The sequence below is a fragment of the Marinobacterium litorale DSM 23545 genome, from assembly GCF_000428985.1.
Classification (GTDB): Bacteria; Pseudomonadota; Gammaproteobacteria; order Pseudomonadales; family Balneatricaceae; genus Marinobacterium_D; species Marinobacterium_D litorale.
In genome coordinates this window covers 72,675-94,819 of sequence record NZ_AUAZ01000010.1, presented here as the reverse complement: position 1 = coordinate 94,819, position 22,145 = coordinate 72,675, and the positions used below count along the sequence as shown (strand labels likewise).

Genomic DNA, 22,145 nt, shown 5'->3' with positions numbered 1-22,145 from the left:
ACGAGTTCCGGAAACCCTTATATACAGCAATCCATGCCACCTACAGCCTTCGCACCTTGGGCGCGAGGCGAACTCGATCAATTTAACAACTTTTATGACCTGAGGATAGCCTGCGCCACCTCCAGTGTGGCCCACCTGCGACAATATATCGCCCCCGCTGTAGCAATCATGACAAACAGCACGAAATGACCTCACTGTCACTTTTGCGACATTCCCCATAATTCATACATTACAAAGAGTTAGCGAATAGACGTGGGTCGGCCAGGTTCTTGCTACGGATAAGCAGATTTGGAACGAGGATCACGACGATGCTGTTGAAGAACTATGAAGAACAGTCCCTGCTGTTCAACACAAACTTTACCGAGTCCACCAGCAACGGTGGCACCGCTTATCGCGGCGAACTGGTTATCCAGGAAGGCGATGTAGCTGACGCTCAGGGCCGCCGCAAGCCGCCCATTTCGCTGCTTTTCGGCGCCGTTGTGCTGGAGGAGAATGAAAAGATCAGCCTGCTGGTAGGCCTTCTGAACGATCTGGCTCTGATGGAGCCCCTTCTGGAGAAATACAGCGGTGACTTCGCCGACGAGATGCAGTCGATGATCTTCGTTCGCAACATCGCAGACCCAATGGTCCTTGAGGCTGCCGGCAAATCCTTTTCTCTGATCCCGCTGGATGAAGGTATTCCCTGGAACGAAGCGATTGAAGAGCTGGCGCTTGAAAAGAGTGACTTCAAGGGCCAGTCAGCCGGTGACAAGCTGGTTACACTGCGAGATGAGATGAAGAGCTTCCGCGCCAAAGGCGAGAAACTGTCACTGGACGCGGCGCTGAGCAAGACTATCGAAATCAAGAAGTCCGCACGCGGTCCGGTCTAAAACGGATCTCGGGCAGCCAAAGCACCGACGGGTTCCTTTCCATACGGAGGGGAGCCCGTCTTTTCTAGGCCTGGAATGGACTGACTCAAACAAACGCCGGTCGCGCGGCGGGCTCACTGAAGAGAAAACCCTGGGAGTAAGAGATACCCAGCTCCTCCACAACGGCCTGGACCTCCGGTGAGTGAATAAACTCGGCGACAGTGGCAATCCCCGCATTGCGGGCAAAAAACACGATCGCACGGGTGATCTCATAGCTTCGTGGGTTGGTATCGATATCCTTGATATACCGGGCATCAATCTTGATGTAATCCACATCCAGCTCCATGATGCGCTCAAAGTTCGAGTACTCAGCCCCAAAGTCATCAATCGCCAGCTGGTAACCACGACGCTTCAAGTCTTGCAACTGCGCGATACTGCTACGCGCCGCACCGCTGGAAACCCCCTCATGAATCTCCAGGATGACCCGCCCCGGGTCCACACCATACTGAAGCGCCATCCTGTCCAGAAACCGCCCCAGGTACCCCAGGTCCAGATCTTCGTCACTGATATTGATAGCGAACTGAGCCGTATTCCTGGCCATACAGGCAAAACTGCCCCGGATCATCTGGCGGGTTAACGCAGGCAACAAACCGGCCAGCCGGGCCGCCGAGATAAACGCACCGGGCGCGTATACCCGGCCATCATGTTCGACGCGGGCCAGGACTTCATACTTATTGATCTGGCCGGTGTTGTTATCCCGGATCCCCTGATACCAGGGTTGTAACCCGCCATCTTCCAGTGCCTGGTGCAGCCAGGTATTCCACTGCACATAATCGAGACGGTGCTGCTGACGCGACTCATCCACATCCGGGTCAAAGATATGCGCCCGATTTTTTCCCATGGAACGAGCGGCCTTAAGCGCCATCATGGCGTGGCGGAGCAGGTCCTGTGTGCCGGTCGCGCCGCCATAGTTAAAGGTGAGATGGAAACTCAGTTCATCGACTCTCAGAACGCGGGACTGAAAATGTCGCTGGATGCGCGCTACGATAGGCTCCAGTGGTTCGAGCAAGCGCACGTAGAGAGCAAACTGATCGGCGTCAATCCGGAATACGGTACATCCGCTGTCGATTCTGGTTAGCTCATTGGCCACCACCCGCAGCAGATTATCTCCCACTTTCACGCCGTAGGCCGAGTTGATGAAACTGAAGTTGTTGACGTTAAGGAGTAGCAGCGACTGCGGCTGGGTTTCCTGCCCAACCAGCAGACGCAGGCTGGCAGCGTTGGGTAGCCCGGTCAGTGCATCATACTCGCGCGCTCGCAACAGCTGCTCGCGCTCCGCCTTGAGCTCGGTTAAATCGGTAAAAACAGCCACATGATTGACGACGCGCCCGGTTTCATCGCGCACCAGATTGATGGTCAGCCACTGCGTGAGCAGGGAGCCATCCCGACGCCGGTTAATCACCTCCCCACTCCAGTGGCCATCCGCGAGCAGCGATACCCACATATTGCGATAAAACTCAGCACCGTGAGCGCCCGACCGGAATACCGAAGGCCGCATGCCGCGTACCTGCCAGCCCTCATAACCGGTAATCCGCTCAAACGCCGGGTTTACTTCCAGGATCCGGTTGTTTGCATCGGTAATGATCATCCCTTCCGCCGAGTTATGCAGTGCTGTGGCGAGCAACTCCAGACGTCGCTGTTTGGCATCCAGCGCTTCGGCTTGAGACTGATGACGCAATAGCATCCCAATCAGGGAAGCACCCACCTCCAGCAGCAACTTATGGAAGGCGGACGGTTCTCGATGTTCAAAGGATGAAAGGGCGAAGGAGCCCAGGGCACGTCCGTCCAGATCACGGATCGGCATCGACCAGCAGGCACAGAGGTTGAAGTCCCGAGCCAGCGAGCGCAGCCCCCGCCAGCGCCGGTCGGTGAATGTATCGCGAACGAAAACCGGTTCGTTCAGATAGACCGCATTACCACAGGAACCGCTTTCGGGGCCGGGCTTAAGCCCCGCCAACGCCCTTTTTCCGTTTTCGGGCACCGTTGGCGCACTGCAGACATCCATATGATCCTTGAGTGGGTCCAACAACATGATCGTCGCCAGCGCATTCGGCAGCAAGGCTTCAGCCATATGGCATACAGAGTCGAGAATGTCCCTGTAGTTTTCGTTTTCCGATACCTGCCGGAAAATCTCCTGCTGAAGCCGCAGTATCTGGCTCAGTCCCTCGGCACTAACCTCTGCCTCCGGCGCCACATATCCATCTGTTCTGGTCGTGGTCACATCATTCCCCTACTGCACCCCACTTCCCTGAAAACCGGGCTCCATTACACCGGGGTAATACGCCATGTTAGCGCTATCGGGGTGCGCTGCCCAGTCGCGTCAGCAACCGGGCCTCCTGATACAAGATGGTTCAGGCGTTCTCAATAGCCTCACAGGCTTCCAGTGTATTCTGCAGCAAACAGGCGATGGTCATCGGCCCTACACCGCCGGGTACCGGCGTAATCGCGGATACACGGTCATAGGCGGCATCAAAGTCCACATCGCCGACCAACTTACCGGCTTCGTTACGGTTGATGCCAACATCGATCACAACCGCGCCAGGCTTGAGCCACTCACCCTTGACGAACTTGGGAATACCCACAGCGGCAATAACGATATCGGCATCAGCCAACTCGGCGGGCAAGTCCTGAGTTTTGGAGTGGCAGACGGTAACCGTGGCACGCGCCATCAACAGTTCAAGCGCAACGGGGCGCCCCACAATGTTGGAGGCGCCGATAACAACCGCTTTTTTACCCATCGGATCAATGCCGTAGGCACTGAGCAGGCGCATACAGCCGTAAGGGGTGCAGGGACGCAGAGTCGGGGCTTTGCCCGCCAGACGGCCAAGGTTATAGGGATGAAAACCATCCACATCCTTGTGCGGATTGATGCGCTCAATCACCGACTGAACATCGATCTGTTCCGGCAGGGGGAGTTGAACCAGGATACCGTGGATCGCGTCATCGGCATTCAGCTCATCGATCAGGCTCAAAAGCTCTGCTTCGGAGGTATCTACGCTCAGGTGATAGTTACGCGATAAAAAGCCGACCTCTTCACAGGCCTTGACCTTACTGCCCACATAAACGCGGGATGCCGGGTCTTCACCCACCAGCACAACAGCCAACCCCGGTGCCGGCAACCCCTTGTCGCGACGGACTTTCACCTTCTCGGCGATCTCTTTGCGCAGCCCGGCCGCAACGGCCTTGCCATCGATACGCTTATCCACTGTATTCTGGGTCTCGCTCACACCTCTCTCCTCGGAGCCCAATCACTCCGCGCCTCAAGTTTACGGCCACCGCTAAAGGCGACATCTGAATGGCGGGCAATTTTACCGGTTCCGAGGCGATATCGCACCCTTATCGCGTCAATGCCGCTGATGGTACTGATTTATCCAGTCCGGCAGCTGATCTTCCGGCATGGGGTGCGCGATGCCGAATCCCTGGGCCAGCTCGCAGCCAAGCGCCAGCAACGCGCTGCCATGCTCCTGGCTTTCCATACCCTCGGCAATCACGCGTTTTCCGAAGGCACCCGCCAACCCGACAATGCCCCGCAGAATGGCAAGATCCTCCGGGTCATGGAGCATCTCGCGGACGAAGCTCTGATCAATTTTCAGCTCCTGAGCCGGAAGTCCTTTCAGGTAGGCCAACGACGAGTAGCCGGTGCCAAAATCATCAATGGCGAACGACACCCCAATCTCCAGGCAATCATGCATCACCTGGGATACCTGCCGTAAGTTCTCCAGAGCGCTGGTCTCAACCACTTCGAGCTGCAATAAAGAAGGATCCAAGTCCGGGAAACGGTTCAGGGCCGCGCGAAGCTGCTCGACAAAACCCGGCATCTGCAGCTCAATGGCCGACACATTGATACTGACAACCAAGTCAATGCCCTGCTGATGCCAGAGGTCCATTCGTTGAAGTGCCGAGCAGAGCACCCACTCACCGATATCGAACATCAACGGATCGTTCTCCACCACCGGCAGAAACTGGCCCGGTAACAGCAGCCCATCCTCCGGATGCTGCCAACGGATCAGGGCTTCCGCACCGACCACCCGTCCGGTTCGCAGATTCACTTTGGGTTGATAATACAAGCGGAACTCGCCGTCGTTCAGCGCCTGGCGAATCCGCTCAACCCTCTGGTGCTGATCCCGCAGTGTACGATCACGCGCCGTATCAAACAGATGATAACGATTCTTGCCCGCCAACTTGGCCTCATACATCGCCTGATCAGCCTGACGCAGCAATTGATCCCCATCGACCTCACTGCTCTGAGGATAAAAGGTCACACCAATACTCGCGGACACATGAACCTGATAGCCACTGACATGAATCGGATGAGAGACGGCGGACAACATGCGCCTCAGGATAGCCAGGCAGTGATCGGTGTCGGCGAGATCGGGCAAAAGCGCGACAAATTCATCGCCGCCCAACCTGACCAGTGTGTCACTCTCACGCAGCGTATGGCTCACCCGCTCTGCCATTACGATAAGCAGCTGATCTCCCACGTCATGACCGTACTGATCATTCACTGACTTGAAGCCATCCAGATCGAGGAAGGCAACACCCAAAATCTCTTTTCGGCGCTGCGCCTGGGACATCGCTTTTCGCATCCGGTCCGAGAGGATCAAACGATTGGGGAGACCTGTCAGCGAATCATAGTGAGCCAGCTGTTCCAGTTGGCGCTCATGCTCTTTTAACCGGGAGATATCGGCCAGTAACGCGACGTAGCTTTGAAGGTTGCCGTCCGCGTCGTGTACCGCACTGATGGTGAGCAACTCCGGATAAACTTCACCGCCTTTACGCCGGTTCCAGATTTCGCCGCTCCAGTAGCCTTCACTTTGCAGCGCCTGCCACATCGATGCGTAAAACCTGTCACTCTGACGCCCTGACTTGAGCAGGCGCGGGTTACACCCTCTCACCTCATCGATCGAATAACCGGTAATACGACTAAAAGCGGCGTTCACATCCTGAATCAGACCGTTGCCATCGGTGATCATAATGCCCTCTCGGACATGCTCGAATACACTGGCTGCCTGACGAAGCGTGCTCTCCGTCTCCTTCTGTGCAGTGATATCCTGATGCGTGCCATACATCATCAGCGGCTCGCCATCCGCAGTCCTTTGACTGACGCGCCCGCGATCCAGAACCCAGACCCACTGCCCGTTTTTATGTCGCATACGGGCCTCACATCGATAGTAATCCGCCTCCCCTGCAAAATGCGCTTTTAACAGTCGCTCAGACTCTTTCAGGTCATCCGGGTGACAGAAGCGTGTCCAAGTCTCGATTGAAACCGGTTCCAGTTCCTCTAACGTATAGCCGATGATCTCGGCCCAGCGCGCATTAAAAACCACCGCTCCGGTTTGAACATTCCACTCCCAGGTTCCCACATGCGTCCCTTCCAGCACCGCGCGTAACCGGATACGCTCCTCCTCGGTCACTTTGCGGGCGTGGCGGATCACCTCCAGCATGGCATTCATAATCTTTGTCAGTGCAGCGATTTCGCGATACTCAACCCGGGGCAGCTTCCCGGTGGGTATGCCGTCTTCGTCCCGTTCTTTTAGAATCTCGGCAACCTGCTGCAACGGTCGAATCACAGCACGCCGGGAAAAGACGGTCAGCAACGCCATAAGAATCGCAGCCAGAAACAGACTGCTTTGCAGGGTGTTATACAAAACCTCATCAAGCTTCTGACGAATCTGCGCGTCATCCATATAAATGGTTAGCGTCCCTACGATCTCACCATCGCTTTGAACCAGATCCACCTGCTCTTTCAGGTAACTGTCTTCAAGGCTCTCCCGATGGGCTACATCGGCTTCGGAATAGGCCGCATAATCCCCGTCAGCACGGCGCACCTGGCCGGTAACAAAACGCTCCCGGCCCAGAATTTCGCCCATTTTGAAATCTTCCAAAATGATCGCTGCATAGTGATTGATACGCGCTTCAGTCTGGACGAGCTTCTCGTACTCACGGGGCGCATAGGCTTCGATAAACGGTAGGCTATTCTCGGACAGGCTTTTCAGGCTCGCCTGCGCATCGGTATGCATATCCGAGACAATTCGGTGCTTCTGGGACTGATAGGAAAACACCCCATATACCGACGTAACCAGCGCAACACTCAGCGCTGTTAAAAGGGCCAGAGAACCGACAAGAGAACGGGGCTTAGGGTTGCGAAACTGCATCAGCGCCTTCAACATCCAGCCCTAATACATTCCGTCGTATCCTGGGTAACAATTGCTCAAGGTTATCGTGCGATACGGCCAGCACCGGCACCTGTTGGCGTTCCGGCACAACCCGGCCCTTGAGATGATCATCCAAGGCACTCACCGCCTTGGCGCCCATCAGACGTGGCTGCTGCATACCCGCTGCCACCAATGACCCATCACGGATCATATCGATAAATTCAGGCTCGGCATCAAAGCAGATCAGCAGGACTTCGCCCTCCCTGCCGGCATCACGAATCGCATCCAGTGCCCCCTGGTAACGGTCCGACCCCTGAAGCCAGATGGCACGTAATCGCTCATGCTGAGCCATCAAATCACGGCTCAATGCGTATGTTTCACGGTAGGAGAAATCCACCTGCTGGCGGATACCCGCCGTATCAAACCCTGATCCTTCGAGCGCCTGGATAAAACCTCGCGTTCTCGCTCGCCCGTTTTCGCGTGACTGCGGTATCGATACGATGCCGACGCCACCCTCGCTCCAGCCCCGGGCATTCAGCGTCTTGACGAGGATACGGCCTAACTCAAAAGCACCCTGCTCGTTATCGGACTCGATATAACTGACATACGTTCCGGCCTCGGTTCCGATATCCGCTATAACCACCGGCACTCCAGCCTCTTCCGCCAAGCCGAGTAGCGTGACCGCAGAGGAAGAGTTGGTCGGCGAAAGGATCAAACCATCGATGCCACTGCTCAGTGCCTGCACCGCGTTTTGAAGCTCGCGCTTGGTATCGTTCTGCGCACTGAAAACGCTGAGCTCATAGCCCAACGCTGAAGCCCGGGCCTCAATACCACCGCGCATAATATTCCAGAAAGGGATTCTAAGATCGGAAACCAGGTAGGCCAGGCGGACAGGATCAGCAAAGGAAGGAGATGATACGCAGAATACAACCAGCGCTATAACGCAGCTTTGCCAAAACGAGCGAACAACAGGCCGGGTCACTGCAAGACCTCATATCAACAACAACTTATAGAGCTATACTACCCTTTCAGTCATGAACCACGTCAAGTGATTGGTGCCATTTTGCAGCGATGACCTACCAACAGACAACTGAACGCCCAAGAAACCCGGGGCGTTTCAGTACCATGAAAAATTACTTGGTATCGATCACGGCTTGGTTTCGCCCTCGGCTCTTAGCCCTATAGAGCGCCTTATCGGCCCACTTTAAGAGGATCTCTTTATTATCATCCCGAGTAAGCAACTTCGCGATACCCCCAAGGCTAATCGTTACGTAAGGCGCTACGTTCGAGTATTCATGGGGAATTGCTAGCTCCTCTACCGCCTGACGCATCGCTTCTGCAAGCTTCTTGGTTCCTTCCAAACCCGTCTCCGGTAGCAGTGCAACAAACTCCTCTCCACCATATCGTGCGAACAGATCACCCGGCCTGTTGATGACAGACTGAAGCCGCTGAGCGACCTGCTTGAGGCATTCGTCTCCCTGGCCATGGCCATAGTTATCGTTATAGGGTTTGAAGTAATCAATATCCAACATGATTATTCCCAACTCACCCCTATTGCGTTGAAGCCTCTTAATCTCTTTTTCTAACACAGCATCGAGTTGTCGCCGGTTCGCTACGTGCGTTAGCGCATCAAGATAAGACATCTTTTCCAACAGCTCGTTTTTCTCTTTTGCTTCCAGCTGCTTTTTGATTCTCGCTTTAACGACGGCCATTTCGAATGGTTTGGCAATATAATCTACGGCCCCCAGATTCAGCCCTTTTGCTTCATCATAGGACTGGTTCAATCCGGATACAAAAATGATAGGGATGTGCCGGGTATGGGGATCGGCTTTCAGAAACCGGCAGACTTCATAACCATCCATTCCCACCATGAGAATATCCAGTAATATAAGGTCGGGCTGGGGCTCTATCCGCGCTAGTTCAATCGCCTTTTCACCGGAGTTAGCAACCTGTAAACGGTACTCAGCGCTCAACCCGCCAGCCAACACTTTAAGGTTAATCGGTTCATCATCTACCAAGAGGATGCGTGCAGGCCCAACCTCCGGTCGGTGCTTTAGTTCTTTCGGTGAAGGGCATGCACTCTTTTCATTGGAGATCGGTCTGAGTGTCACAAAACGTCCCAATGCTTGTTTAAACTGGCCGCGATTTACCGGTTTCGTCAGGAAGTCGACCATCCCAGCATCTAACGCCTCTTGACGGCCTTTCTCAAGGGAAGCGGCGGTCAAAGCCACCACGGGTGTGCCTGGGCGGATGGACAAGAGCTGTCGGGTCGCTTCATACCCATCCATATCCGGCATCTGGATATCCATCAACACCAGGTCAAATGCTTCTTCACTTAGCAGCGTGATAGCCTCAGCTCCGGATTCTGCAAGCCGATATTTGAGGCCAAAGCTGTCCAGCAATGCGCCCATGACCTCCCGGTTGGTCTTGTTATCATCGACCACCAGCACCAGATCATCGCTCGATGTTTCTGCGTTCTCCGATGCTGCCGACAAGGCTCTGAAGTAGTCCAGCCCATTAAGAGCATCAAACAAGCCGGACCGAGTTACCGGTTTATGTAAGAACGGGTAACGGTCATTGTCGCCAAAACCGATCTGGTTCAAATCATGCGCCGAGACCATCAGCAAGGCGGGCATTTTTTCCGTATTATCGGGCGCTTGATAAAGATCATGGATAGCCCTCAACGCTGAGAGCCCGTCAATGCCCGGCATCTCCCAATCCATGAGGATGGCATCATACCGCCTCTCCCGCTCTAGCGTTGCAGTTACCGTGGCAATCGCCTGTTCGCCAGACTGAGCTTCATCGACATCGATGCTCCACTCTTCAAGCATACTCCTTAATATCTCACGGGATATCGCCTGATCATCCACAACCAGCACCGAGCAGCCATCTATGGGTGTCGGAGCGTTTTTTCTCTCATTATGTCCTTTTAGCGCCGGTTCGACTGTTAGCGCAAACTCAAAGGTGGAGCCTTTGCCCGCTTCGGTGGATAGTTCGACACCCTTTCCACCCATCAACTGTACCAAACGTTGGCTGAGGGCCAATCCTATGCCAATGCCTCCAGCCGCACGCGTGTGGCTAGCATCTAACTGACCAAAGACTGCGAACAGGCGCTCGGCCTCCTCTTTAGTCATACCTGAACCGGTATCTTTCACATCAAAACGCAACCGAGTTCGATTTTTTTCTTCAGATTCCTTACCAATCCGAAGAACGACACTGCCTTCTTCGGTAAACTTGACAGCGTTACTGAGCAAATGGCTGAGCACTTGCGTTAAATGCCGCTTATCCCCCACGACCCACGCTGGAACGTCTGGATCCACAGATATCAGGAGTTCAAGGCCCTTTTCCGAGGCCGCTCCACCAAATTGATGGCCCAGCTCAGTACACAGAGCTTCAAGCTCAAAGGTTTGTACGCTGGCTTCAATATCCCCTCGCTCCAATTCGATAAAACTGATGATATCTTCAACCATCGCCATCAGCTCCTCACCGGCACGCTGTACCTTTGTCAGACGTACACGCCCTTCTGAATCGTCGGTGTGATCAAGTTGAATTCCGGCCAGTGTGATTACAGCATTTAAAGGCGTTCGTATCTCGTGACTCATACTGGACAGAAACTGGGACTTGGCTTCATTCGCCTGCTCTGCCTGCTCTCTCGCCCGCAAAAGTAGGCCTTTCTGTTGATCAAGCTGATCCAGTACTTGATTGAAGGCCGAAACCAGTTGGCCAACTTCATCTTTGCTTGTCACGGTTAACGCTTGGGTTTGGCTATCCTCACCAATTTGAATCTGATCTAGTTCTTCGACCGCTAACTTAAGAGGCTTAAGTTGCCGACGCAGGTAGACCAGAGTAATCGCTCCCACGACCCCCAGACTGACCAATGAAACGAATACAATCTGGCGCACTAATGCGTCCGACGCGCCGAGCCAACTCTCTACCGGAGTGGTGTTAATCACCAACCATCCCGTGGTCTCAAGTTGAGAAGCACTGAAAAACACCTCCTCACCGGCAAAAGAGGTCGCCCGCCCATCAGAAGTACCGGCAATTGCCTGACGGACAACATCGATATCTGCGACGGAATCTAGTGAAGCCATCACGAGTGATGGGTCGGATGAGGCGACAATCAGCCCCTCCTCAGCATCAAGAACGTAAATACCGTCTTCTTCAGAAACCTCTAGCGTTGAAACCGACGTAAGCACGGTATCTTCGCGAAGCCGAGTATTGCCCGTCACAATTCCTTCAAACGCTCCTGCACCATCGAAGATTGGGGCGCTGATCACAAAGAAGGGGTTGCCGGTGACTCGCCCGATCAATGGTTTAGAGATGTAGGGTTTACGAGTATCCCGAGCGACGTGGAAATAGGCCCGGTCATCCAGTTGCAGGCCGACTAATCCTTCTAGGGTTGGGGAGTCAAAGATGGCACGCCCGGTGCGATCAACGACCAGTAACCCACTATTGAACGCGCCATGAAGCCAAAGGCGAGAATCCAGGATCGACTGGATTTCCTCACCGGATTTGAGCCCATTTTCATCACTCAGCAGCTGAGCGAGTTGTTCGAGGCGCTTCACACGTTCTATGAGTGCCTCATCGATTTTCCGTACGGCGATATCATTCCAGATGGATTGCTGATTAATGGCCTTATTCAGGTTATCCTCGGAAACTACGTAGTTCACCAAAAGGCCGATTAGCAGTGTCACAACCGCAAGCATCAGCAGGGAGAACCAAAGCAGCCGAGCTAATAGAGAATGGTGCTTTGGTCGTTGGAGCTGACTAAACATGTTAAGCGTCTCCCCGTGCCCGCAGTAGCTGCTCTAACGCAGTCTGTGCCTGGTCAAAGTCAAAATTGCTCAAGGCTGACTTGACCTCCTGCCACTTTGACTCCTCACCAGGCAGTACACTATCGCTGTACTGCATCAGCTCTGAATCATCGATGAACTCGTTGCGCTGAATTGCCTCCAGTAAAGGTCCTAACGAGCGACTATTATCCGCACCCTCTGACGTTACCGGTCCAGCGACATTCTCGCGCACAGCCAAAGCATGTTCGATATGTTCGATTGTTGCTGTCAGGCTCCGGGAGAGCTCATCTCTCAGCGCCTGATCGGGCACCTCCTCGCCCTTTACGCGCTCATTTACGGATGACGCCGCCACCGATAATGCGGTCGCTCCCAAATTACCGGCAGCTCCTTTCAGGCGATGGGTTTCACGTTGCCAACAATCAATCTGCTCACCGGAGGGCGTCCCTGTTTGGGCGATTAGCTGCTGCGTTAGCGGTAGGTAGTCTGTACGGAGTTCATTTAAAAAATCACCCAGCAAACGGTAATAAAGCGTGTCGTTACCGCCAAGCTGTTCAAGTGCCCAGCCCGTATCCAGGACACTGACCTGCTCGGGGACGAGCTGCGGCTTACCGGTCTGCTCAGCATCCCTGTCATCAACATCCAGCCAACGGGCCAACACCTGCACCAGGTCGTTGCGGCGAAACGGTTTTCCAAGTACCGCATTCATGCCTGAAGCCAATGCCTGTTGCCGATCCTGGGGCAACACAGCAGCAGTCAGAGCAACGACAGGAATTTCCGAATCCATTGCCCGAATCTGGCGGGTTGCCTCCAGTCCATCCATCACCGGCATCTGAATATCCATTAACACCAAATCGAAGTGCTGATCGCGAACAGCATCTACCGCCTGTTGACCATCAGGCACCACCTTAACGCAAAGCCCGAGGCGCTCCAGCTGAGCACGAGCAACCTCCTGGTTGACTTCGTTGTCCTCAGCCAGTAACACACGCCCCTTAAGCTGATCTGAAGAGTGCTCTGGCGTTATGGGCTGCTGGTGCTCCCAGTCCTGTCTTGATACGGGCCTTAACGGAATTGCAAACGTAAAACAGCTGCCCTCACCGGGCTCGCTTTCAACCTGAATCGGTGCCCCCCCCATCAAGCTAACGAGATGGCGGCTTATCGCCAACCCTAAGCCTGTTCCCCCCTGTCGATGGGCAACGCTCATGCCCCCTTGTACAAACGGCTGAAACAATCTTTTTTGAACTTCAGGGCTGATACCTGCACCGGTATCACATACAGAGAAAAGCAACATCTCTCGACCTTCCTGTCGACCCTGCTTGCGGACGCTCAGCGTCACCTCACCTTGATCGGTGAACTTGATAGCGTTATTCACCAGGTTAGAAATAACCTGGCGCAAGCGGAGCTCATCCCCCTCGTAGAAATCATCGAGTCTCTCATCGATCTCAGTAATCAAACGCAGACCTCGGCGTTGAGCCGTTTGCTCAAACAAGCTGCTCACGCCATCCAACATCGCTCTGATCTCAAAAGCTCGATTGACAACCTCGACATGCCCGCCTGAGAGTTTCTCAAAGTCTAAGATGTCATTGAGGATAGTCAGCAGGTGATTGGCAGTCTGGTGGATCCGGGTAAGCTGCTGTTTCATGACCTCTGGGTCATTTTCGTTCAGCCCAAGCTCACTGAGTCCGATAATTCCACTCATCGGTGTGCGAATTTCGTGACTCATGTTGGCCAGGAACGCTGACTTTTCCTGGCTGGCGTTTTCTGCAATCTCACGTGCTGTTTCGAGCGCGGCTTCGGTTCTTTTTATATGGGAAATATCTGTATGCGTCCCCATCATCACACACGGCTTACCTGCATCATCATGTTGCGTGGTTCGCCCACGGCCATCAATCCAGACCCAATGACCATCGGCATGCTTTAGCCGGAACTGAGAGGCGAACTGCTGCTCTTGCTCTATCTGCTCATACACGGCGGACAGCACTCGCTCTTCATCAGCCGGGTGCATCAGCTCTAAAAAGCGCTCCAGCGAGATGGGAAAAGCATTGGGCTCATAGCCAAGTTGGCGATAAGTTCGATCGGACCACTTCACCTCGTTCGTATTCAAATCCCATGTCCACATGCCGATGCCGGTTGCGTCCATTGCGAGGCGATAACGTGCCTCATATTCTTGCCGAGCTTCCCGCTCCTGTTTTTCAGCGGTTATATCTTGGATGAAGCCGTGCCAGGTTATAGAACCGTCCGCTTCCTTCCGGGGCGTTGATTGTCCTCTAAGCCAGCGCAGGCCTTTGTTCGGTAGAAGGACCCGATACTCATCGTGCCAGTCCGAAAGCTTACGGGCAGATTCATGAATGGTGTCAGTGACGCGTTGCCGATCGTCGGGGTGGACTCGCTCAAAAACCCGCGCCGCATCGTCCCGGATCTCTTCAGGTGTCAACTCGTAGATGTCCGCAACACCTGAGCTGGCAAAGGGAAACGCAGAGGTGCCATCGGGCTTTAGCTTAAATTGATAAAGCACACCTGGTACATTGGCGGCCAGAAGTTGCAGGCGATTAGATGATTCGTACTCATCGGTAATATCGGTGTGGGTCCCAATAACCCGGAGCGGTTTTCCCTGCGCATCACGGCTAAATACCTGTCCACGATCCAAAATCCAGCACCAGCTTCCATTTTTCGCTCGCACTCGGTGGGTATTCTCATAGTGAGAGGTTTTGCCCTCCAAGTGTGCATTTAGGTCCTTGAACACCCGATCATAGTCATCCGGATGAAGGCGAGACTCCCATTCATCTAGCGAGTCACCAACCTCGCTATCACTGTAGCCAAGCATTGTTTTCCAAATGGGGGAAAACCATACTTTATTCGTGCCAGCGTCCCAGTCCCAAACCCCCTGCCCCGTCGCTTCTAGCACTGCGCGCCAGCGTGCTTCTTGATCGGCAGCAGAGGCTTCGTGCTGCTTCTGCTGGGTGATATCAACGCTTATGCCTCTGTAATAGCTCTCGGGTTGTCCATCAGCTGCAACGAGCTGCGCACTGGAAGAAAACCACCGCTCTTCTCCATCACTGGTGTAAAGAGGGTGCTCAATCGTGTGGAATTCCTCCCCTGAACCCAGCTTCTTACGCATACTATCTTGCCAGCTCTCACTGACTTGCAAACCATCCAACTCGTAGAGTCGACGTTTATGGACGAGTTGCCGATAGTCCGTTCCAAGTACACGTTCAACATTACTAGAAACATAGGTAAGTAGGCCCTCTGCCGTGCACTCCCAGACGATGCTTCCGGAGAGTTCCGCCATGCTTTGAAAGCGCGCTCTATTGCGTTCCTGGCCGTGAAGAGCTTCCACAAGGTCGTTCTGGTCGAGCAGGTAGCCCCAGAGCGTTTCTACCTGTCCGCTTTTATTGTAGGTGGCGTAGGTATGATCGAACACCCATCGGTATCCCCCGGCTCCATCTACAATGCGATAGTACTGATCCCAGCGACTTCGATGTTCACTGAGGAAAAGCTCAACTTCTGCTGAAATTCTGATCAGATCTTCACCGTGTACGAGGTCTGCAAAGCGAGGTTGTTGTGACAGCTGCTCTGAGTTAAAGGGTAACAGGGCCTGGTAGTTATCGGATGCGGCGATTATTGGCCAGCCATCGCTTGGTGACCACTCCACCGCCACTACAGGTCCTTGGTCAAATACAGCGAGCTTGTGTTCGGTATTGTCAGCCAACGCACACTCCAAATAATCCTTTCAGTTTGTCATTCATTACAGACATGAGGGAATGTATGCACTATAGACGTACAAGGAAATTCCTTGAGGGGGTAGTTCTAGTTCAGGGGGAAAGTTCACAGTTTCATCTGAAACTGGAAACAACACAACAATATCAGACACTTTCCGATTGACTTCCCACTCAGACGCGATATCGTACTAGTACATGAATACACTCTACATTAATGAGCTGCTCGATCACCTGCTGCAACAGCCGGATCGGGCAAGCCTGGAACAGGCGCTGGAAGCCTTGCTGACCCCTTCGGAGTTGACCGAGGTGTGTAAACGGCTCCAGATTTTACGCCTGCTTGAGGAGGGTGTACCGCAACGTGAAATTGCCCGCCGCCTCGGGGTCGGTATCGCCACGGTTACCCGCGGCTCGCGTGCCCTGAAATCGGAAACATCCTGAAACGGGAACAACCTGCTCTATGAAAAAGCCCGCCCGCATTGAACTGCCGCGCAAGCCCCATTACGTGACTCTGGCTGCGGATATCGATTTCTTCGGTCTGTTCAAAAAGATAGAAAAACGGTTCGATAACTGCTTCATGCTGGAGTCGCTGGGCGAGGAGAGCTTTATCTCGCGCCATTCGATCATCGGCTTTGACCCGGAGCAGACGCTCTATGCCACCGAAGGCGCACTGCACGTGGAACAGCGTGATGGCAGTACGGAAACTTTCGAGAGCGAGAACCCCTATTACCTGCTGCGCGAGATTGTCCCCCAGAATATTATCTCGCGGAAGTACGCCGGTGGCCTGACCGGCTACATCGGTTACGACTGCATGAACTACTTCGAACCGACATTGAACCTGCAGCACAGCGAGATGTTCGATGTGTTCCGTTTCGGGGTGTTCAAGGATGGTCTGATCCTGGACAAAATGACCGGCGAGGTTATCTACTTCTATTATACCGACAGCCGCATGGAGCTGATCGAGTCGATCCTGGCAGAACCTGCCGTGGCCAACGGTGACCTGGTGATTAAGCCTATGGGCGAGACCATGAGCCAGGCGGAACATGCGGCCGCGGTTATGAAGGTGAAGCAGGACATCATCGACGGCAAGATCTTCCAGTGCGAGGTGGGCTTTAAGAAGCGCTTCAAACTGGAGGGCGACACTCTCGCCATCTACGAGCAGCTGCGCGAGGTAAACCCCTCACCGCAGATGTACTACGTGAAGTTCGGCGATCAGAAGCTGATTGGCGCAAGCCCGGAGCTGCTGTTCCGTCTGCGCCAGGGTGAGATGGAAACCTTCCCGCTGGCGGGCACCACCAAGCGTGGCAAAGACGAAGCCGAAGACACTCAGTACGCCCGCGCCCTGCTGAACGACCCGAAGGAGATCGCCGAGCACAATATGATCGTCGATCTGCACCGCAACGATATCGGCCGTGTGGCGCGCTTCGGCACGGTCAAGGTGCGCAGCCTGATGGATATCAAGCGGTTCAGTCATGTGCAGCATATCTCCAGCGAGATTGTCGGCATCATCTCTGAAAGCGAAGATATGTTCTCGGCGCTGGCGAGTAACTTCCCGGCCGGCACACTGACCGGCGCGCCGAAGATTGAGGCGATGAAGATCATCGATGACCTGGAATCGGACGGCCGCGGCCCCTACGGCGGCGCTGTGGGTCACTTCTCCTTTAACGGCGATTGCACCTTCGCGATTCCGATCCGCACCGTATTCGCCAACGGTGAAGAAGCCTACGTGCAGACCTGTGGCGGCAACGTGTACGACTCCAACCCGGAGGATGAATACGAAGAGATCCGGCGCAAATTCGCCGGCACCAAGAAGGTACTGGATACATTCATGAAGGAACCTGCGGAATGAAGGTCTATATCATCGACAACTACGACTCCTTCACCTACAACCTGTATCAGTTTATCGGTGAAATTCTCTCGACCGCCAAGCTTAATGGCGAAATAGAGTCATTTGATATCGTCGTTAAACGTAATAACCAAGTGACGCTTGAGGAGATTCGAGCGGCCAACCCGGATCGACTGATTATCTCTCCGGGGCCGGGCTCCCCCGATGATCCCGAGTACTTCGGGGTCTGTGCCGAGGTGATCCGGGAGCTGGGACCAACCACACCGCTGCTCGGCGTTTGCCTGGGGATGCAGGGCATCGTGCATGTCTTTGGCGGCAAGGTCGTCAAGGCACCGCTACCGATGCACGGCAAGATCAGCCCAATCAGCCACAACGGTGCCGGCGTTTTCGCCAATACGCCGGATCAGCTGGAGATCATGCGCTATCACTCGTTGATGGCCGAGGCTGAATCGCTACCCGAATGCCTGGATGTGACGGCGGTGGTCGGCAATCTTTCGGAAAAGGCGTTCACCGATCATGCACGCATTCATCAGGGCGGCGACTTTGAGATTATGGGCGTAAAGCACCGGGCGTATCCGATCCACGGTATCCAGTTCCACCCGGAATCCTTTGCCACCGAGGGGGGTAAGGAGCTGATCAGCAATTTCCTTTTCGGTCGCTAAGTCTGCTCTACCGTTTGGAAAGCCGCTACCGGTTAACATGGGTAGCGGACTTTCCTTAGCGACTGGCGGTCCGCCTCAGACCTGAAAACGGGACATTAATCCGGCAAGATTCCCCGCCTGAGCCGTCATTTTGGAAGCCGCTTCCGAGCACTCCTCGGCACCCCCGCTGTTGCGCTGTGTCACTTCATCGATCTGCTCCAGCCCGATGCTGACCTGCTCGATCGCCTCGGCCTGCTCCTGAGCCGCCGTGGCGATCTCTGCCACCAGGGATGAGACCTCAACGGCCCCAACCACGATCTTCTCCAGCGCGTCGGCCGTGCTGCCGGTCAACTCCATCCCCCGCAATGTGCGCTCGTTAGACGCCTGAATCAAAGCAGCGGTGCGTCCGGCAGCTTCAGCGCTGCGAGCAGCAAGACTGCGGACCTCATCGGCAACAACCGAAAAGCCCCGCCCGTACTCCCCGGCACGAGCGGCTTCGCTGTCCGTCTCCAGTTAAATTCAGTTACCGAGATTTTATACGAACGCAGGTACCGCCCCTCCTGCACGAAAGGGTCAAAACCATGGTTCTTTAGGTGTGGATATACGGACCTTGAAGCGGTGACTCAGGCGACCCGGTTTCGGCCCGCCTGCTTGGCGCGATACATCGCCTTGTCAGCGGCACTGACCAAGGCGCGTATCGAGTCGCCCTCCTGAGGATAGCTGGCAATGCCGGCACTGCAGGTGAGCTGAATGGTTTCGCCGTTATCGCTGACAAACCGGCTCTCTGAAAAACAGTTTAGAAGACGACGCACCAGCGCCACTGCATCGACACGGCCGGTCTCCGGAAGCAACAGCAGAAACTCTTCGCCACCCCAGCGGAAAAACAGATCCGATTCGCGCAGCTCGCCCTGAAGTATTTGGGCAAAATGCTGGATCGCCCGGTCGCCGTTCTGGTGACCATGCAGATCGTTCAGTCGTTTGAAGTGGTCCAGATCGAACATCACGACCTGCAACGTGGCTCCGCGCTCGCGACTTTGCGCCAGGTAGGTCTCAAACAACTCATAACCGGCGCGCCGGTTATGCAGACCGGTGAGATCATCGTGACGGGAGTGCCGTAGCAGCTGCTCCGCATACTGCTGTGATTCAGTGATATCGAGCACCAGACCAATCACGCGGCACGCATGGCCCTGGTCATCACGCTCTGCAACAGAGCCGCGATCATGCACCCAGCGATAGCTTCCATCCCGGCTGCGCAGCCGATACTTCGCTTCATAGCGGGAGGTTTTGCCCTGCATATGGGATTGAAGCAAGCCAACTACCCGCTCCAGGTCGTCCGGATGCACGGAGTCTCGCCAGGTATCCAGCGTCGGGTGCTCAATTTCGTTGGGCCCGTAGCCCAGCATGCGAAACCACTGGCGGCTGAGAAACAGGGTGTTATCGACGACGTTCCAGTCCCAAAGGCCATCACTGGACTCATTCAACAGCAGCGTACGGATATGATCGTTATCGGTAAGATAGTCACGGTGGCGTTCGTAATGGCTCATGTCCCGGGCTACGGACAGCAACAGTGTCTGACCACCGATCTCGGTCACATCGGTCACTATTTCGACGGGAAAATCGCTGCCATCCTTGCGTTTATGGCGGCCGGCAAAGGTAAAACCGCCTTTCTTGAGGATTTCAGCGGCGATCGCCTGCCACTGATCCAGCCCGATCACGTCTTTGTTAAGGCTCAACACACTCTGGTCGACCACCTCGTTGCGCGTCATCCCGAGGGACTCATACGCAGCCCGATTGGCGTCAACAACACGGGAGCTGTGGGGGTCAATGAGATAGACAGCATCTGTCATGCTCTCAAACACGCTCCCCGACAGGTGGCAGTCGCCACAAAAATCCTTTTTGTCCATTGGCTCATCTTGCATCGATGCAAACAATCGGTCGAGTCTAGCACCAATAGATCGATTTGACACCGCTTCAACCCAGCGCTTCGCCCTCCTGTAGCGCTGCCTGCAGATCCACCTCTTTCGGTCTTTCATCCAGCAGTAAATAGCGCTGAATATTGCCCATGTGAGCGTCCATCAGCTGCGTCGCCCGGGCGCGATCCTGAGCCAGAACCGCGTCCACCAGCGCCTGATGCTCCTCGATGGAGCACTGCACGTTAGGCGTCTCCTGATAGAGCGCTATAATCAATGATGTGCGGGTGATAAGCCCCGCCAACAGCTCGTCCAGTACATCGTTGCCGGCTATCTGCGCCAGCACACGGTGAAAATTGCCGGACTCACGAATCATCTCCTGGCGCTCACCCCGCTGAATTGCATCATTTTCCTTCTCGAGCTGTTTAAGTAACCGGTGACGGTTTTTCGCATTGAGATTCTCGATCGCCTGATCAACGATGGCCCGTTCGATCACGATGCGCGCAGAAAACACGTCCCGTGCCTCTTTCACAGTGGGCTGAGCCACACACGCCCCCCGGTTAGGAATAATCGAAACCACTTTGTACTCGGATGCCAGCTTTTGCAGCGCCGCCCGCACGTGATTCCGATTGGCACCCAGAACCTCTACCAGTTTCGCCTCAACCAACCGGGTCCCCGGGGGCAACCGATGCTCGGCAATCGCACTTCCCAACCGCTCGACTATCCGCTGAATCTCACTCTGCGCACGCGTACTCATAAAAACCCCTCAACAATTGCTAACAATATATACCGATTGAATACAGCCCTGAAGTGCATTTTCCGCAACGCGACACATCGCGCATTGATGCACCATTGATCCGCATTACGCACCCAAAAGGTGCGCAAAAAGAGCGAAAAACCGGTGAAAACCCCTATAAATCCTGACTAATCGGACAGCTATTCGGTTCACTCCGGATATTTCTCCGCCGGAAATAGAGATTTAAGAGGCTCCCCGAAAAGCTGGCACGGCAATGGCAAACTATTACAGATAAATTGCTAACAATTTTGGATTGCTAACAGTTATGAAGAAAGGATCTGTGGAACTGGTCGGGGTCGTGAAGCGTTACGGGGAGAGTACTGCCGTACGCAATATCGACCTTCATATCGAGGGAGGCTCCTACTGCTGCCTCCTTGGCCCCAGTGGGTGCGGGAAATCCACAACGCTGCGCATGATTGCCGGCCATGAGAGCGTCAGCGAAGGCGATATCCTGCTGAATAATCGCAACGTGACCACCCTGCCCCCACGCAAACGGGGCACGGCGCTGATGTTTCAGAACTATGCGCTTTTTCCGCATCTGAACAGCCTGGATAACGTGGCCTTCAGTCTCAAGATCGCCGGTGTATCCAGACAAGAGCGCCATTCACGCGCGCTGGAGATGCTCAAGCTGGTCAATATGGAGAGCTTTTTTGAGGCTTTCCCTGAACAGCTATCCGGTGGTCAGCAGCAACGCGTAGCGCTGGCCCGCGCCCTGATCAATCAGCCTGAGGTCATTCTGCTGGATGAGCCGCTCTCCGCGCTCGATCCGTTTCTGCGCACCCGCATGCGGGCGGAGCTGAAACGAATTCAGCAACAGCTGGGTATCACCTTTATCCACGTTACCCACTCCCAGGAGGAAGCCTTCGCCCTGGCCGATCAGGTGGTGGTGATGAACAACGGCTATATCGAACAGGTGGATAAACCCATCGGCATCTTCAGCCGCCCCAGTACCGCCTTCGTCGCCAGCTTTATCGGCGGCCACAACATCATTGAGGGCACACTGACCGATTCGGGCCTCACCACCGGTGACGAACGTCTGATCAGGCTGGAATCGACCCCGTTAGGCGATACCGACAATAAGGCAGCGGTTTCACTGCGTTGCGACCGGATCCAGATCAGCCCACAGCCCTTCGAGTCCGCCCAACCCGACCCGATGCGGGTGGAGTCGGTGGAGTACCAGGGCAGCTATGTGCACCTTCGAGGTCAGTTCAGCGATGGCCTGGGCCTCTCCGTGTTCCAGAGTGACGCCGACTATCTGGCGGCACCGTTAAACGCCGGCGACCAGGCTTTTGTAGGTTGGCGCCATACCGACTTGAACCCATTGCGGCCCGGCAGCGATATCGCACCCGGCCTTTGATTGAGATTAACCAACTGGAGATCGAC

14 protein-coding genes are annotated in these 22,145 nt (G+C 54.8%); 5 read left to right on the top strand and 9 right to left on the bottom strand.

Annotated elements, in window-relative coordinates:
* The first annotated feature begins 308 nt into the window (after nucleotides 1–308).
* Nucleotides 309–869 carry a hypothetical protein gene (locus G403_RS0110260; protein WP_027853917.1) on the top strand — a complete coding sequence of 187 codons (561 nt, stop codon included), beginning with the start codon at nucleotides 309–311 and terminating at the stop codon, nucleotides 867–869.
* Nucleotides 870–954: 85 nt separating this feature from the next.
* Here G403_RS0110260 and G403_RS22910 read toward each other — a convergent pair whose 3' ends face one another.
* From G403_RS22910 to G403_RS24480, 6 genes are all read right to left on the bottom strand, one after another.
* On the bottom strand, nucleotides 955–3,129 hold the full coding sequence (locus tag G403_RS22910) for a sensor domain-containing diguanylate cyclase (RefSeq protein WP_156899677.1): 2,175 nt from the start codon (nucleotides 3,127–3,129) through the stop codon (nucleotides 955–957).
* 130 nt (nucleotides 3,130–3,259) lie between these two features.
* A complete protein-coding gene (gene folD / locus G403_RS0110250; protein WP_027853916.1) occupies nucleotides 3,260–4,135 on the bottom strand; it encodes a bifunctional methylenetetrahydrofolate dehydrogenase/methenyltetrahydrofolate cyclohydrolase FolD in 876 nt (291 codons plus the stop codon).
* Nucleotides 4,136–4,252: 117 nt separating this feature from the next.
* Nucleotides 4,253–7,063, bottom strand: a complete 2,811-nt coding sequence (locus tag G403_RS22905) for a GGDEF and EAL domain-containing protein (RefSeq protein WP_169719898.1) — start codon at nucleotides 7,061–7,063, stop codon at nucleotides 4,253–4,255.
* Nucleotides 7,044–8,045: a substrate-binding domain-containing protein gene (locus G403_RS0110240; RefSeq protein WP_084404004.1), complete on the bottom strand. Its 1,002-nt coding sequence runs from the start codon at nucleotides 8,043–8,045 to the stop codon at nucleotides 7,044–7,046. The genes G403_RS22905 and G403_RS0110240 overlap by 20 nt, the downstream gene beginning before the upstream one ends.
* Nucleotides 8,046–8,196: 151 nt before the next feature.
* Nucleotides 8,197–11,838, bottom strand: coding sequence for a response regulator (locus tag G403_RS24935; RefSeq protein ID WP_027853914.1), 3,642 nt, complete (start codon nucleotides 11,836–11,838; stop codon nucleotides 8,197–8,199).
* Nucleotide 11,839: 1 nt separating this feature from the next.
* Nucleotides 11,840–15,562 carry a PAS domain-containing protein gene (locus tag G403_RS24480; protein WP_169719897.1) on the bottom strand — a complete coding sequence of 1,241 codons (3,723 nt, stop codon included), beginning with the start codon at nucleotides 15,560–15,562 and terminating at the stop codon, nucleotides 11,840–11,842.
* Nucleotides 15,563–15,767: 205 nt separating this feature from the next.
* On the opposite strand from G403_RS24480, the gene G403_RS0110225 reads away from it, so the two are divergent.
* From G403_RS0110225 to G403_RS0110215, 3 genes are read left to right on the top strand one after another with little or no spacing between them, the layout of a single operon-like run.
* Nucleotides 15,768–16,010 (top strand): Trp family transcriptional regulator, encoded by a 243-nt coding sequence (locus tag G403_RS0110225; RefSeq protein WP_027853913.1) that lies wholly within the window; start codon nucleotides 15,768–15,770, stop codon nucleotides 16,008–16,010.
* 19 nt (nucleotides 16,011–16,029) lie between these two features.
* Nucleotides 16,030–17,418, top strand: coding sequence for an anthranilate synthase component I family protein (locus tag G403_RS0110220; protein ID WP_027853912.1), 1,389 nt, complete (start codon nucleotides 16,030–16,032; stop codon nucleotides 17,416–17,418).
* The gene (locus tag G403_RS0110215) at nucleotides 17,415–18,077 is read left to right on the top strand and encodes an anthranilate synthase component II (protein ID WP_027853911.1); all 663 of its coding nucleotides are present in this window, start codon (nucleotides 17,415–17,417) and stop codon (nucleotides 18,075–18,077) included. Before G403_RS0110220 ends, G403_RS0110215 begins: the two co-directional genes overlap by 4 nt.
* A 75-nt stretch (nucleotides 18,078–18,152) precedes the next feature.
* Here the strand turns inward: G403_RS0110215 and G403_RS24930 are convergent, their stop codons facing one another.
* The 3 genes from G403_RS24930 to G403_RS0110200 form a co-directional block, all read right to left on the bottom strand.
* Entirely contained in the window at nucleotides 18,153–18,569 is a 417-nt protein-coding gene (locus tag G403_RS24930) for a methyl-accepting chemotaxis protein (RefSeq protein WP_084404002.1), read from the bottom strand.
* Between the two features lie 110 nt (nucleotides 18,570–18,679).
* Nucleotides 18,680–19,960, bottom strand: a complete 1,281-nt coding sequence (locus tag G403_RS0110205; RefSeq protein WP_051298845.1) for a sensor domain-containing diguanylate cyclase — start codon at nucleotides 19,958–19,960, stop codon at nucleotides 18,680–18,682.
* Nucleotides 19,961–20,027: 67 nt separating this feature from the next.
* Complete coding sequence (locus G403_RS0110200; RefSeq protein ID WP_027853908.1) at nucleotides 20,028–20,723, bottom strand: GntR family transcriptional regulator; 696 nt, start codon at nucleotides 20,721–20,723, stop codon at nucleotides 20,028–20,030.
* A gap of 304 nt (nucleotides 20,724–21,027) precedes the next feature.
* Here G403_RS0110200 and G403_RS0110195 point away from each other — a divergent pair, with 304 nt between their 5' ends.
* Nucleotides 21,028–22,119 carry an ABC transporter ATP-binding protein gene (locus G403_RS0110195; RefSeq protein WP_027853907.1) on the top strand — a complete coding sequence of 364 codons (1,092 nt, stop codon included), beginning with the start codon at nucleotides 21,028–21,030 and terminating at the stop codon, nucleotides 22,117–22,119.
* The last annotated feature ends 26 nt before the right edge of the window (nucleotides 22,120–22,145 follow it).

Excerpts from the sequence above, each read along its gene's own strand:
- G403_RS0110200 (WP_027853908.1), bottom strand. The coding sequence starts at position 20,723 with ATGAGTACGCGTGCGCAGAGTGAGATTCAGCGGATAGTCGAGCGGTTG.
- G403_RS0110195 (WP_027853907.1), top strand. The coding sequence starts at position 21,028 with ATGAAGAAAGGATCTGTGGAACTGGTCGGGGTCGTGAAGCGTTACGGG.
- G403_RS0110225 (WP_027853913.1), top strand. The coding sequence starts at position 15,768 with ATGAATACACTCTACATTAATGAGCTGCTCGATCACCTGCTGCAACAG.
- G403_RS0110220 (WP_027853912.1), top strand. The coding sequence starts at position 16,030 with ATGAAAAAGCCCGCCCGCATTGAACTGCCGCGCAAGCCCCATTACGTG.
- G403_RS22905 (WP_169719898.1), bottom strand. The coding sequence starts at position 7,063 with ATGCAGTTTCGCAACCCTAAGCCCCGTTCTCTTGTCGGTTCTCTGGCC.
- G403_RS0110260 (WP_027853917.1), top strand. The coding sequence starts at position 309 with ATGCTGTTGAAGAACTATGAAGAACAGTCCCTGCTGTTCAACACAAAC.
- G403_RS0110205 (WP_051298845.1), bottom strand. The coding sequence starts at position 19,960 with ATGGACAAAAAGGATTTTTGTGGCGACTGCCACCTGTCGGGGAGCGTG.
- G403_RS24935 (WP_027853914.1), bottom strand. The coding sequence starts at position 11,838 with ATGTTTAGTCAGCTCCAACGACCAAAGCACCATTCTCTATTAGCTCGG.
- G403_RS0110215 (WP_027853911.1), top strand. The coding sequence starts at position 17,415 with ATGAAGGTCTATATCATCGACAACTACGACTCCTTCACCTACAACCTG.